Here is a 13,838-nt window from a genome sequence, read left to right as displayed (position 1 = left end):
TACGTAGAGGCTCTTAGTGGGAATAATGAAGCCCGAAAAAGATATTAACCCCATCCTCCGCCTTCCCCTTGAAGATAAAAGGGGAAGGGACTTGGTGATCAGTAGACATTACCTTCCGCGCTTGAAATCCCGATGAAATCAGTTCGACGCGACGAAGTTGCGCGACTTTATGGCGTTTCAGAGTCAGTTAAAAATATCTTCTCTCAAGCCTGTAAAAACAATCCATGCCTTACGATAAAAATCGTCTTGCTAAAACTGATAATAAATAAAGTGAATCAGACGTTTGGGCGATAGCCCGACAAGCGAATTTTTGGTTACTTTTTGGGCGCTAGCAAAAAGTTACCCGCTCAGCAGAGCGGAATAAAGCTCTTAGCTCAAAGCAATAGATTGGAAACAAAGGGCACGCCTAGCAGGGCGGAATAAAGCTCTTAGCTCAAAGCAATTGATTGGAACCAAAGTACGAAAAGAGATTGATTCCCGCCTTCGCGGGAATGACGGTTTGGGGGATAAAAGGGGTTTGACCCCTTGAGGGACTAAAAAAAAGCCCCGCAGAGCGGGGCTATAAAACTAGGGAGTGACTACGATAAGGTCACGCGCTGCTTTGACACAGCATTCTGATCCGATGATGAGTTAAAAAACACATCACCAAACGCAGACTGTTTTCCCGTTACGCCATGTCTGGTATTACTGCGGCGTAACGGGAAGATTTTTTTAAATGGCTTTGTTGGTTAATTCGGTATTTTTCAATACTTCATCAAGGTGTAGCCAGGTTTCGATGACGGTGTCTGGGTTAAGAGACATGCTTTCGATACCTTGGGCTACTAGCCAGTCGGCGAAGTCGGCGTGGTCAGATGGGCCTTGGCCGCAGATACCAACGTATTTGCCTTGTTCACGACAGGCGGTGATCGCCATTTTTAGCAGTTTTTTAACCGCTGGGTTACGTTCGTCGAATTTGTCTGCGATCAATCCTGAGTCGCGGTCAAGTCCGAGTGTTAGCTGAGTCAAGTCGTTGGAGCCGATTGAGAAGCCATCGAAGTATTGTAGGAACTCGTCAGCCAGTAGGGCGTTAGACGGTAGTTCGCACATCATGATGACTTTCAGGCCGTTTTCACCTCGAGCCAAGCCTTGTTCTGCAAGCAGTTCGGTCACTTGTTGTGCCTCTTCCAAGGTACGAACAAATGGAATCATGATTTGTACGTTGGTTAAGCCCATGTCGTTACGAACGCGGCGAATGGCTTCACATTCTAGGGCGAAGCAGTCACGGAAGGAGTCGTCGATGTAGCGCGCTGCACCACGGAAGCCAAGCATTGGGTTTTCTTCGTCTGGTTCAAACAACGGACCACCAATAAGGTTGTGGTATTCGTTTGATTTAAAGTCGGACAAACGCACGATGACGGGTTTTTGGGAGAAAGAGCACGCCAATGTCGCGACGCCTTCAACCAATTTGTCGACGTAGAATTCCACTGGGCTTGAGTAGCCAGCAATACGGTGGCTGATTTCTTCTTGCAGTGCAGGCGTCATTTCAGCGTAGTTCAATAGGGCTTTCGGGTGAATGCCGATCATGCGGTTGATGATGAATTCTAGGCGAGCCAAGCCAATGCCTGCGTTGGGTAGCATGGCGAAGTCGAAGGCGCGATTTGGGTTGCCGACGTTCATCATTATTTTTACTGGCAGTTCTGGCATGTTGCCGACTTCAGAGGTAATGATGTCGAATGGCAGTTCGCCTTGGTAGACCATACCCATGTCACCTTGTGAGCAAGATACGGTGACGATTTGACCATCTTGCAATACGTCTGTGGCGTCGCCACAACCAACGACCGCTGGAATGCCCAACTCACGGGCGATGATCGCCGCGTGACAGGTACGACCACCACGGTTGGTGACAATCGCTGAAGCGCGCTTCATGATAGGTTCCCAATCTGGATCGGTAATGTCGGTCACTAGAACGTCGCCCGGTTGGATACGATCCATTTCGGTAATAGAAGACAATACTTTTACGGCGCCTGTGCCGATTTTGTGACCAATTGCGCGGCCTGTGATCATCACCTGAGAAGTTTTCTTCAGGTTGTAGCGTTCCATGCTTTGAGCGTTGCCTTGGCTACGAACGGTTTCTGGTCGCGCTTGCACTATGTAGATTTTGCCGTCGACACCGTCTTTTGCCCACTCGATGTCCATAGGGCGTTTGTAGTGTTTTTCGATGATGCAAGCTTGGCGAGCAAGGTCTTCGATCTCGTCGTTGGTTAGTGCAAAACGGTTTTGATCATCTAAAGCCACTGGGACGATTTTGACAAATTCGTCATCGCTGCCGGCTTCGGCGTATTCCATTTTTTGTGCTTTGCTACCAAGGCTTTTGCGGACAACCGCTGGGCGATTGGCAGCTAATGTTGGCTTATGAACATAGTATTCGTCTGGGTTGACGGTGCCTTGCACCACCATTTCGCCAAGACCGTATGCCGCGGTGATGAAAACCACTTCGTCAAAGCCTGATTCTGTGTCTAGGGTAAACAATACCCCAGAAGCGCCTATATCACTGCGCACCATTTTTTGAATGCCTGCGGACAAAGACACGCCTTGGTGTTCAAAGCCTTGGTGAACGCGGTATGAAATGGCGCGGTCGTTAAAGAGAGAAGCAAATACGCGTTTGATTGACGCTTTAATGTCTGCCAAGCCTTTCACGTTTAAGAAGGTTTCTTGCTGACCTGCGAAAGACGCGTCTGGTAAATCTTCTGCGGTGGCAGAAGAGCGCACGGCGAATGAAGTGTCGTCTGCGTTGTCGTCACACAGAACGGCGAACGCGGCTTCGATTTCTTGGTCGAACTCTGGTGAGAAAGAGGCGTCTTCAATCCATTGGCGAATTTTCACGCCCGTTTCGGCAAGGGCGTGAACGTCGTCAACATCCAATGCGTCTAGTGCTTGGTGGATTTTTTCGTCTAGGCCACTTTCTGTGATGAAGCTTTGATAAGCATAGGAAGTGGTTGCGAAACCGTTTGGTACTTGAATACCAAGGTCTGTCAGGTTAGAAATCATTTCACCCAAAGAGGCGTTTTTACCGCCAACTTCACCGACATCTTCCATATGAAGATCTTTAAACCACTTAATAAACTTGCTCACAAGAGACTCCAGTTTTTTATATAAATTAATGGTAGGAATAGTTCTTAGCCAGTTTTTCCTAGTACGTCAGGTACTTGTCAAAGCACTTGATCTGGGTTCATTGTATGTAGGCGAGTTGCTTTGAATAAAATCGATTATTCGATGTAGTTTTATTTCAATCGAAAAAACGAATGTCGTTAGATAACAACAAAATAGGTAAATATTGAATGAAAGTGTATTTCGTCTCTGATGGAACGGCGATTACCGCTGAGGTGTTTGGGTCGGCAATGTTGTCGTTTTTTGATGTGGCAGTAGAGACAAAAAGTGTGCCTTTTTTGACCACTAAAGACCAAGCAGAGGGGTTGAAGCAGCAGATTAATTTGGAACTGAATAGCGGCATTGCTTTGTTGGTTTTTTATACTATTTCTGATGCGTCTATCCGCGATATCATTGAGTCCTGCGATTGCCATTGTTACAACTTGTTTGGTGATTTATTGTCACCCATAGAGCAAGCTTTGGGAGTAAAAGCACAGCCCACAGCGCAAAAAGCTCATGGTATGAAAGAGGGTGTTTATGATGGTCGAATAGACGCCATAAACTATGCTTTAGCCAATGATGACGGGGCATCTGTGAAGAATTTCGCTGAGGCCGATATCATTTTGTTAGGCGTATCTCGGTCAGGTAAAACGCCGACCAGTTTGTACTTGGCGATGCAGTACGGTATCAAGGCTGCAAATTACCCGATTACCGAAGACGATTTTTCGTCCACTGGTTTGCCTAAAGTATTAAAAGACCACAAGAAAAAGCTATTTGGTTTGACCATTGACGCTCAGCGATTACATGAAATTCGCACTGGGCGAATGGCGGCGAGTAAGTATGCCTCGTCTCGTCAATGCCGCTATGAAGTAGATGAAGTAGAGTCTTTATATCGCCAAGAACGCATACCGTTTTTGAATTCGACAAAACTGTCTGTGGAAGAAATTTCCACCAAAGTGATGGCTGAGATGAATTTAGTGCGTCATAGACAGTAAAAATGATGCGTTAAGTGATCGAATAATTCGATGGATTCACTGTTTTTGCACGAAAAACAGACAAAAATAGCATAAAAATATTTCGCTTAGGTCAAAATGGCATTACCAAAGTGGGATAAATGACCCGAACATCCCCGTATTTTTGTTTGTTTGTTGTGTAATTACAAACAAACACTGGGATAGACTGTGAAGATAATGTTAAGAGCGACGCGAACTGGAAGAGTATTTGGTGAATATGCTCTATAATGACGATTAATTGAGCGCATAATTAATTTTAAGGATGTGAGAAACGAACTCCGAGCGCTCTGAATAGTGAGATGTTCATATTTCTATTTTATAAAAGGGATATCTTATTAAAAAAACCAAGGATAAAAATACATTGAGTAATAAAAAAATTAACGATCCACACATGCAGCGAGAAGCGTCTAAGTACGATAACCCCGTACCAAGCCGTGAATTCATTCTAGAGTTTCTTGCTACCCAAAATAAAAGCATGGGTCATCTAGAGTTATGTAAAGAGTTTTCGCTAACTGGTGAAGACGAAATTGAAGCCCTCCGTCGTCGTCTCATTGCTATGTGCCGAGACAATCAAATGACCAGCAACCAAAATGACGAGTACTCGCCGATTTTAGAGAGTGACCTGATTGAAGGTTACGTCCAAGGCAATAAAGAAGGTCATGGTTTCTTGTTGCGCCAGAGCGATGACGACATTTTCCTATCTGCCCGTCAAATGCAGAACGTGATGGATGGGGACAAAGTGAAAGCCCGTTTGTCTGGCCGTAGCGTTAAAGGTCGCTTAGATGGTGTTGTGGTTGAGGTGCTAGAACGTAAGCACACTCAACTTGTTGGCCGCTATTATGAAGAGAGCCGAACGGCTTTTGTTACACCAGAGAACCCACGTATCGCGCAAGATATCTTGATCACTACAGAGTCTGGTTTGACGCCGGCTCATGGTCAATATGTATTAGCTGAGATCGTGACTTACGCTGAGCGCGGCAAACCAGCTCAGGGTTTGGTGAAAAAGATTCTTGGCGACTTCATGGCGCCGGGCGTTGAAATTGAAGTGGCGATGCATCGCTACGAAATTCCACATGAATGGCCGGCTGCGGTAGAAAAGCAAATTAAAAACTTCAGCACAGAAGTTGCTGAAGAAGACAAAGCGCATCGTGTTGATTTACGTGATACGCCGTTTGTGACCATTGATGGTGAAGACGCGCGTGATTTTGATGACGCCGTATATTGTGAAAAAACACCGGGTGGTTGGAAGCTGTTTGTTGCTATTGCCGATGTTTCTCATTATGTGAAAAAAGACACGGCACTCGATGAAGAAGCCATTGTGCGCGGTAACTCGGTTTATTTCCCCGGTCGCGTTATTCCTATGTTGCCGGAAGTGTTGTCAAATGGCTTATGTTCACTTAACCCAGATGTAGATCGTTTGGCGATGGTGGCAGAAGTGTCTTTGACGAGCAAAGGCAAGATGCGTGGCTTCAAGTTTTATGAAGGTATCATTCGCTCCCATGCTCGCCTAACTTACAGCAAAGTCGCGAAAATGATCGCTGATGAGCCAGAAGAACAAGGTATTGAGTTGCGTGACCGTTATGCGTCTATCGTGTCTCATATCGATGATTTAAATGGTTTATACCATGTCTTGAAAGGGGCTCGTGATGAGCGCGGTGCGATGGAATTCGATACCATCGAAACTCGCATGGTGTTCGATGAAAATTCTAAGATTGAACACATTATTCCTGTCGAACGTAATGATGCGCATAAGCTAATCGAAGAATGTATGTTGTGTGCCAACGTGGCAGCGGCAGAGCTATTGATTAAAGCGGATTTGCCTGCCTTGTTCCGTGTTCACGAAGGGCCAAAAGATGACCGTTTGTTAACCTTGCGTACCTATTTAGGTTTGCTGGGCCTTGAGCTGACAGGTGGCAATAAACCGACGCCTGCGGATTATGCGGCACTCTCTGAAGCGATTAAAGACCGAGCAGACGCTCGTAGTATTCAAACCATGATGCTGCGTTCTATGTCTCAGGCTGTGTATCAAGCGGATAATTTGGGCCACTTTGGTTTGAATTACGAAGCCTATACGCACTTTACGTCGCCAATTCGTCGTTACCCAGATTTGTTAGTTCATCGCGCGATTCGTTATTTGATTCGTGGTGAAGGCCGTCCGGCAGTGCGTCAGGCGCATCGTGTCGCTGGCAGTCCAGAACTGAAAGAACGCAAAATCTATGGTTATAACCACGCGGATATGGACGGTTTAGGGGATTCTTGTTCCTTGACCGAACGCCGTGCAGATGAAGCCACTCGTGACGTAGAAGCCTGGTTGAAATGCCAATACGTGGAACAACATTTGGGCGAACCGTTTGACGGGGTTGTCACAGCAGTGACGTCGTTTGGTTTATTCGTCGAGTTGCAAGGCTTGTTTGTTGATGGTTTGGTGCATATTTCTGGTCTTGGACAAGATTATTTTGTTCACGATATGGAACATCAGGCGATTGTTGGTGAACGCACAGGTCGTGTCTTCCGCCTTGGTGATACCTTGAAAGTTCGCGTCTCAAATGTGAATCTGGAACAACGTAAGATTGATTTGAGCCTGGACGAAAGCGGTTCTCGTCCAGCGCGCAAAAAGGTAGAACGTACAGAACAAACTGAGCTTGAAATGCAATTAGCTCAATTGCCACCAATTGAGCTGGGTGGTCGATCTAAGCCGAAGTCTGCTGCCAAAGCGGAAGGCGATAAGCCTAAAGATGGCAAATCAGCAAAAGATGGCAAAGAGTCTGATGGCAAGGCGAAGAAAAAACGTCGTTCGCCTGTGTCTAAGGGCAAACGTATCAGACAGAAAAAGTCCGGTACGGTATCGGCTAATGGCAAGCCAACGGCAGCGGCTAAAAAACCGAAAAAGCCTAAGAAGCCAAAAAAGAGCAATGCTAAGCCGAAAGCAAAAGACTGATCAGAAGCTTTGAATTGAGTTTTCTAGATGAATAACTTTCTAGATGAGTAAAAGGGGGGCGTAGGCCCCCAAATTAATAGAGTAGATAATGTCAGATTTAGAATGGATATACGGCATACATGCCGTGGAAAATGCATTGACTCAACAGCCAGAACGCGTCAAAGAAGTGCGTTTTCAAGAAGGCCGCGACGATAAGAAAAACCAGCGACTAGTGCAACTTTGTAAAGCAAACAAAGTGCGTTACAGCGTGGTACCTCGTAAAGAACTGGATCAGCTTTTCAGCAAAAACAAAGAGCGTGCTGTTCACCAAGGCGTGGTGGCTTACACCACAATGAACAAAGCGGGCAGTGAAGCAGACTTGCATACTTTGGTGGCAGGTTTGGATGAAACGCCTTTGATTATTATCTTAGACGGTGTGACTGATCCTCATAATTTAGGCGCATGTTTACGTAGTGCGGACGCCGCGGGTGCCCATGCGGTTGTGATGCCAAAAGACAATTCAGCGCCTCTGAATGCAACGGTTAGCAAAGTGGCATGCGGTGCAGCAGAAAGTATTCCTGTTTACGCGGTGACAAACCTTGCTCGTACTATGAAAAAGTTGCAAGACCAAGGCGTGTGGATTTTTGGTACGGCTGGTGAAGCGACACAAACTATTTACGAGCAAGACTTATCTATTCCGACGGCGATTGTAATGGGAGCAGAAGGCGACGGTATGCGTCGTTTGACTCGTGAACAGTGTGATTACCTTGTGAAACTGCCTATGGCTGGTGTGGTTTCTAGTTTGAACGTGTCTGTAGCGACAGGTGTTTGTCTCTACGAAGCAGTGCGTCAACGTGCTGTTAAGGCCAAAGGTTAAGGGGCAAAAGAGCCTTGTTTAAGCAATTTAATATTGTGTCTCCTTCGGCTGATATTTCAGCCGAACTTCAACAGAAAATCGACACTAAAACGAAACCGTTAGGTGCGTTAGGTGAGTTGGAAAACATTGCTTTTCAGCTAGGTAAAATCCAGCAATCGCTGACGCCAGATGTGTCTAAACCTAAAATGATCATCTTTGCCGCTGACCATGGTGTGGTGGCGCAAGGGATTAGTTTGTTCCCGCAAGAAGTGACGCCACAAATGGTCATGAACTTCCTGATGGGCGGTGCTGCGGTCAGTGTGTTTTGCGAACAACATAATGTGCCATTACGCATTGTGGACGTGGGTGTCAATGCAGAGTTAGAAGCCCATCCGCTATTAGGCGATCGTAAAGTCGCGTTTGCGTCTAAGGATTTTAGCCAGCAAGCAGCGATGACTGCAGAGCAGTTAGAGCAAGCCATTTTAGCGGGCGTTGATGAAGCAAACATGGCCATCGATGATGGTGTGAATTTGTTGATGTTCGGTGAAATGGGCATTGGCAATACTTGTGTATCCTCTTGCATGATGACTGCGTTAGTGGGTGTGAGTGCGGCTGATAGTGCTGGGCGAGGTACTGGTTTGGATATGGCCGGTGTTTCTCACAAGGCGCAAATTATTGAACTATCTTTAAAGCGCGCAGAACGCGAAACAGGTCAGATCATCTCGGAATGGAGCGCTCAAACGCTTGCTCAGCAAGTGGGGGGCTTTGAAATTCTCGCCATGGCGGGTGCGATGTTGCAATCGGCGCAACGCCAAACCGCGTTTGTGGTAGATGGTTTTATTTGTTCTGTCGCTTTGTTGTTTGCTCAGAAAGTCGCGCCTGCTGTGCGTGAATATGCCATTTTTGCTCATCAGTCGAATGAAAAGGCCCATAAAACATTGCTCGAACATTTGCATGCCGAACCTATTTTGTCTTTGGATCTGCGTTTGGGTGAGGGCTCTGGTGCGATTTTGGCTTACCCTTTGATTCAGAGTGCCTGTGTCTTTTTGAAAAAAATGGCAAGCTTTGAAAGCGCTGGTGTAAGTGATTCTAAGTAGTCTTGGTTAAACATTTTATTAGGTAATAATACATTATGAAAGGCGTGATTATTGCTCCTTATTGGCAAGGCTTTAAACGCAGCTTGGTTACTTATACACGGATCCCATTAAAAGTGGATTGGAGCGATGATGTAAAGCACACCCCTGCGGTGTGCTTTTTACCATGGGTGGGGCTGCTGGTTGGCTTGTTGAGTGCTTGGCCCTTATGGTTTGACTGGTCGCCTTCATTGCAAGCCCTGTTGATGTTGTTAACGGCAGTACTCATTACGGGTGGTTTTCATGAAGACGGTTTGATGGATAGCTGTGATGGTTTAGTGGGTGGTTGGGATAAAGAACAACGCCTGACTATCATGAAAGACTCGCGCATTGGCAGTTATGCCGCTTTGTCTATTTGGTTTTCATTGTCGTTAAAATGGTTACTGCTCAATGAGCTTCTTCAAGCCATTCCTGATTCGTTTTTAGGCTTTATTTATACGTTAAGTGGTTGGTGTGTGGTGCATGTCATCGCACGTTTTATACCTTTGCTATTAATGCACACGCTCACGTATGTAAGTCTTGGGCAGAGTAAGGCTTCAAGCATGATCGCTAGGCTAAACCCTGTCGAATGGGGTGTGGCATTGGCGCCTTGTTTGTTGGTTGGCATATTGGCTTTCAATTTGTGGTATTTGATTCTTACCCTTGTTTTGTCGCTGGCGCTGGTTTTTTTGGTTCGTGCTTATTTGCGCCAAAAAATCGCTGGTTTCAATGGTGATACGTTAGGAGCAAGCGAGCAGCTGGGTGAGATTTTGGTTATTGTTTGTTTGCTGGTTTCTTATTCGTGAAGCTTTATCTGATTCGTCATCCAAGACCCGAGGTTGCCAAAGGATTTTGTTATGGTGACATGGATGTACCGCTTGCCGATGGTTGGGAAGAGGGGGCTGAGGCATTAAAACAGGCTTTATCGATTGAATTTGATGGCGAAGCCAATGTGTGTTTTCACAGCCCATTAACTCGTGCTGCGCAATTGGCAGAGCATATTTCTGATGGGCGCTCTCATGCGACTGCCGCTTTGAAAGAGTTGGATTTTGGTGATTGGGAGGGGCTTTGCTGGCATGACATACCCAAGCAAGAAATAGATGTATGGGCTGAGGATATCGTGCACGCCGCGCCTTATAACGGTGAATCACTGCAAGTGGTTGCTGACCGTGTTTGGCGATGGTGGCTTTCAGTGAAAGACACACCGATGGAGACGTGTGTCGTGGTTGCTCATTCTGGTGTTATCAAGGTGTTTGTTAGCATGCTTTGCCAATGGCCTTTGAATCAGTGTCACCGAATTGATGTTGGTTTTAGTAGTTTGACAGAACTGTCTGTACAAGGTGAGTTTGTCATGCTGAAGCGTTTGGGGGCTGGAGATTGGGTATAACTCAATCATCTGTGTCTGTTATTTTTTGGTTAGGTATTCACCTAGCTGTCTTAGGCTCTTTTGAGTAAATAAAGAAATGTTGTTATATCTTTTAGGTATGTTTGGTATTGCTGCGTTTGCAATAACCGGCGTTATTTCATCCGGAAAAAAAGACATGGATTTGTTTAGCGTGGTATTTCTTGGCATGGTGACGTCCTTAGGGGGCGGCACGATTAGAGATACGGTTCTATCCGTTGAGACGGTTTATTGGGTGGAGGATACGTCCTATTTATGGGTGGCATTTTTGTCATCGGCCTTGGCGTTTTTTACTGTCCGATTTATTGAAGATAGGCAGACAGTTTTTCATTATGCTGATTCTTTTGGTTTGGCTTTGTTTACTGTTGTGGCAACCGAAAAGGTTTTAGATTTAGGCTTTTCGCCGACGATCGCGATTACTATGGGCATCATTACGGGCGTGGCTGGTGGCATTATTCGTGATGTATTAAGCCATCGTCCGCCTTTGGTGTTGGGTAGAGAGTTTTATGCAACGCCTGCGTTTTTGGGCGCTCTGTTATTGGTGCTGCTTGAAAAAAACGTACCGACTCATGAGTTTAACTCGATTTACGCGGTGGCTTTAGTCTTTATACTAAGGGTGTTTGCGATACATAAAGATTTGTATTACCCGAGTTGGTTGCTGTACAAGAAAAGGTAGTGCAGGCCAAAGCAGCACGAAAACTAGCATAAGAAAGAGATAAATTATGACGGATCTTTCCCTAGATAAAAAAAGTCTAGAGCAAAAAGACGAACTGGCTGAGAAGAATGAGGCGCGCCTGCTAAAGAAGAAGGCCGTGGTTGATCAACGTATTGCAGCGGCAACGGAAGAGCGTGGCGTGACTATTTTGCTGACAGGCAATGGTAAGGGCAAAAGCTCTAGCGCCTTTGGGACTATGGCCCGTGCTTTAGGCCACGGTCAAAAAAGTGCGGTTATTCAGTTTATTAAAGGCCGTAAAGCAACAGGTGAACAGTTGTTTTTTGGCTCCCACCCTTTGGTTGATTTTCATGTGATGGGTCATGGCTTTACGTGGGAAACACGTAATCCAGAATTAGAGAAAGAAGCAGCAGAACAGGCATGGGAGCTTGCTAAGCGTGTGCTTGCTGATCCTAGCGTGCATTTTGTCTTATTAGATGAAATTACCTATATGTATAAATATGGCTATTTAAACGAAGACGATTTGATTGCTGCATTGGCGGCTCGGCCCGTTCATCAAAATGTAATGATGACAGGACGTACGGCGCCACGTGTCTTGCTAGATAGTGTGGATACTCATAGTAAAATTGCTAACGAGCGTCATGCTTTTGCGAATGGGGTTAAAGCGCAAATAGGGATTGAATGGTAGCTCGCGTTGCGAGCTGCACCTTCTTCTATTCCTCCTTCCTGTTTTCTTCTTTGTGGTATTTCATCCCCTGAGTATTGGCTTTTAAAAATTAAATGAGATTAATTCTCAATATTGCTGGATTTATTTGATTTCTTTTACGATAATGATTCTCATTAAATAAATTGTGTGTCATAACAAATCGTGGAGAAGACAATGCAGGACTGGGAGCGTTTAACTAGACAAGCGAATAAGGCTTACTCAAACAATGCTTTTACTGATGCTGTTGATTTGAATCGACAAGCTCTGTCCGAAGCCGAACGTTCGTTTGATGAAGATTTTTTTCGGGATGCTGAATCTGCTGTAGCGGCGGCGGCTGTTAGTTTTCTCAATATTGCGGAATCATACACAGCTCTCGGTGATTTCATTTCGGCAAATACGCAGTTTGAGCGAGCTGTTCATTTTTTACAAACCGTAATATCGCGTCCAGATATGAGCACTGAGCAGCGCAGTCTGATCATGCGCACTGCGACTCATATTCGCTTTGAATGGGATCTTTTCACGCAGTGTTATAAAAAAGATGTCTCGGCGCAAAGTAAGAACTTGATGCAGGCGTTATCCAGTGCGATTACAACGCCAAATACTTACGTATGTCATTAGTTGCTAAAGTGCCATTAATCATGGGCATGGCACTGAGTTCTTACTTGCAGGCAAGTTCAAGCCAAGGTGTTTCTGAATGGGGGATGAGCGAGCTCTTTCATTTGTTCGCGGTTGGCACTGGCCTTTTTATCATCTTTGGTGGTTTTGTTTATAAACAGTGGGCACGTCATCGAAAAAAAGTGATCTCTGGAGGGTAACAATCATGATGCATAATCTGATAAAAATCTTAGATAAAGTGATGGCTTTTAAGGTCGCAAAAGCGTTATGCGAGCAGCCAGGTAGCGAATAGCAGTCTATAGGTGTGAATATGGTTCACTTAATAAAAGTGCAGGGGCATAGCATGGCCCCATATTTACAAGATGGAGACTTCGTTTTTATCAGCCGATGGCATCGTAAGCTGACTATCGGCCATATTGTGGTGGTTGATCATGCTTTCTATGGTTTGATTATTAAAAAGGTTTTGCATATCGCCCCCGATGGTCAGCTTTGGCTTGGTGGTGAAACAAACAAAAGTCTGCAATCGGAACGTATTGGCTGGGTCTCACCTCGGCGGGTCATTGGAAAAGTCATTAGTCGTATCTGTGCCCACAAAGAGTGTACAGAAATCTAGACGGTTTTCTAAAAGTGAGTAAAACGGTTTAAGTGTCAGATATTGGTCTAGGGTATTTTTTTCTCTAGAATCCACGCCTATCAATCTTAACCATTTATTCAGTGAGAAAATCATGTCAACTGCCGAGCAACCAATCGTGAAAAAACATACGCGCCTTGAAGATGTCCAAGCTGTCCTTCTTGGCACTATGATCATCGCGCTGGGCGTGAATCTTTATACTCATAGTGGCCTGCTGACGGGTGGCTCTGCAGGATTGGCTTTTCTTATGAAGTATGCAACGCCTTTGAGTTTTGGACAGGCATTTTTCTTAATCAACCTGCCATTTTATGCTTTAGCGATTATGCACTTTGGTTGGGAGTTCACCATCAAAACTTTCCTTTCTGTGTTTAGTTTGTCAGTGTTTGCTGATGTGACCCCAATGCTAGTTAACTTCAATGAAGTGAATCCACTGTACGCCAGTATCGCTGGTGGCTTTCTGATGGGTGTGGGCTTTTTGATGTTGTTCCGTCATAACGCAAGTCTTGGTGGTTTGAATATTCTTGCCCGTTATTTGGCTGAAAAATATGGTATCTCCATGGGTAAATTCCAGATGGCGGTTGATTGCATGATTGTATTGCTGTCTGTATTTATTGTGGATTACACGTTAATTCTTATCTCGGTTGTTGGTGCTGTTGCATTAAATATGATCATTGCAGTGAATCATAAGCCTGGCCGTTACATGGGGAATGTGTAGTCATAGCGAACAGCGCATGATGAAAAACAGTAAAAAGACGACTTAGCTCGTCTTTTTTTATGTCTTAACGTT

Annotated in this window: 13 protein-coding genes; 12 read left to right on the top strand and 1 reads right to left on the bottom strand. The window is 45.3% G+C overall.

From position 1 onward, the window contains the following. Nucleotides 1–711 precede the first annotated feature (711 nt). On the bottom strand, nucleotides 712–3,111 hold the full coding sequence (gene ppsA / locus C1X04_RS13065; protein WP_137170185.1) for a phosphoenolpyruvate synthase: 2,400 nt from the start codon (nucleotides 3,109–3,111) through the stop codon (nucleotides 712–714). 206 nt (nucleotides 3,112–3,317) lie between these two features. On the opposite strand from ppsA, the gene C1X04_RS13060 reads away from it, so the two are divergent. From C1X04_RS13060 to C1X04_RS13005, 12 genes are all read left to right on the top strand, one after another. Further along, a complete protein-coding gene (locus tag C1X04_RS13060; protein ID WP_110573978.1) occupies nucleotides 3,318–4,121 on the top strand; it encodes a pyruvate, water dikinase regulatory protein in 804 nt (267 codons plus the stop codon). Between the two features lie 379 nt (nucleotides 4,122–4,500). Then, a complete protein-coding gene (gene rnr, locus C1X04_RS13055; RefSeq protein WP_368073951.1) occupies nucleotides 4,501–7,077 on the top strand; it encodes a ribonuclease R in 2,577 nt (858 codons plus the stop codon). 88 nt (nucleotides 7,078–7,165) lie between these two features. Next, nucleotides 7,166–7,933 (top strand): 23S rRNA (guanosine(2251)-2'-O)-methyltransferase RlmB, encoded by a 768-nt coding sequence (gene rlmB, locus C1X04_RS13050; protein ID WP_110573976.1) that lies wholly within the window; start codon nucleotides 7,166–7,168, stop codon nucleotides 7,931–7,933. Between the two features lie 14 nt (nucleotides 7,934–7,947). Further along, nucleotides 7,948–9,009 (top strand): nicotinate-nucleotide--dimethylbenzimidazole phosphoribosyltransferase, encoded by a 1,062-nt coding sequence (gene cobT / locus C1X04_RS13045; protein WP_137170184.1) that lies wholly within the window; start codon nucleotides 7,948–7,950, stop codon nucleotides 9,007–9,009. A 35-nt stretch (nucleotides 9,010–9,044) separates the two neighbouring features. Beyond that, nucleotides 9,045–9,830, top strand: a complete 786-nt coding sequence (locus tag C1X04_RS13040; protein ID WP_137170183.1) for an adenosylcobinamide-GDP ribazoletransferase — start codon at nucleotides 9,045–9,047, stop codon at nucleotides 9,828–9,830. Then, nucleotides 9,827–10,411: a histidine phosphatase family protein gene (locus tag C1X04_RS13035; protein ID WP_110574471.1), complete on the top strand. Its 585-nt coding sequence runs from the start codon at nucleotides 9,827–9,829 to the stop codon at nucleotides 10,409–10,411. The genes C1X04_RS13040 and C1X04_RS13035 overlap by 4 nt, the downstream gene beginning before the upstream one ends. A 76-nt stretch (nucleotides 10,412–10,487) precedes the next feature. Continuing rightward, the gene (locus tag C1X04_RS13030) at nucleotides 10,488–11,102 is read left to right on the top strand and encodes a trimeric intracellular cation channel family protein (RefSeq protein WP_110573970.1); all 615 of its coding nucleotides are present in this window, start codon (nucleotides 10,488–10,490) and stop codon (nucleotides 11,100–11,102) included. A gap of 46 nt (nucleotides 11,103–11,148) precedes the next feature. Next, the gene (gene cobO, locus C1X04_RS13025; RefSeq protein ID WP_175404945.1) at nucleotides 11,149–11,787 is read left to right on the top strand and encodes a cob(I)yrinic acid a,c-diamide adenosyltransferase; all 639 of its coding nucleotides are present in this window, start codon (nucleotides 11,149–11,151) and stop codon (nucleotides 11,785–11,787) included. A gap of 192 nt (nucleotides 11,788–11,979) precedes the next feature. Next, entirely contained in the window at nucleotides 11,980–12,423 is a 444-nt protein-coding gene (locus C1X04_RS13020; RefSeq protein ID WP_110573968.1) for a tetratricopeptide repeat protein, read from the top strand. Continuing rightward, on the top strand, nucleotides 12,414–12,620 hold the full coding sequence (locus C1X04_RS13015) for a hypothetical protein (protein ID WP_137170182.1): 207 nt from the start codon (nucleotides 12,414–12,416) through the stop codon (nucleotides 12,618–12,620). Before C1X04_RS13020 ends, C1X04_RS13015 begins: the two co-directional genes overlap by 10 nt. 110 nt (nucleotides 12,621–12,730) lie before the next feature. After that, complete coding sequence (locus tag C1X04_RS13010) at nucleotides 12,731–13,033, top strand: S24/S26 family peptidase (RefSeq protein ID WP_137170181.1); 303 nt, start codon at nucleotides 12,731–12,733, stop codon at nucleotides 13,031–13,033. A 112-nt stretch (nucleotides 13,034–13,145) separates the two neighbouring features. After that, entirely contained in the window at nucleotides 13,146–13,766 is a 621-nt protein-coding gene (locus C1X04_RS13005) for a YitT family protein (protein WP_137170180.1), read from the top strand. The last annotated feature ends 72 nt before the right edge of the window (nucleotides 13,767–13,838 follow it).

This window comes from Marinomonas sp. FW-1 (genome assembly GCF_005222245.1).
Lineage (GTDB): Bacteria > Pseudomonadota > Gammaproteobacteria > Pseudomonadales > Marinomonadaceae > Marinomonas > Marinomonas alcarazii.
Note: the sequence above shows the minus strand (reverse complement) of the source record. Positions and strands in the feature narration are given on the sequence as shown.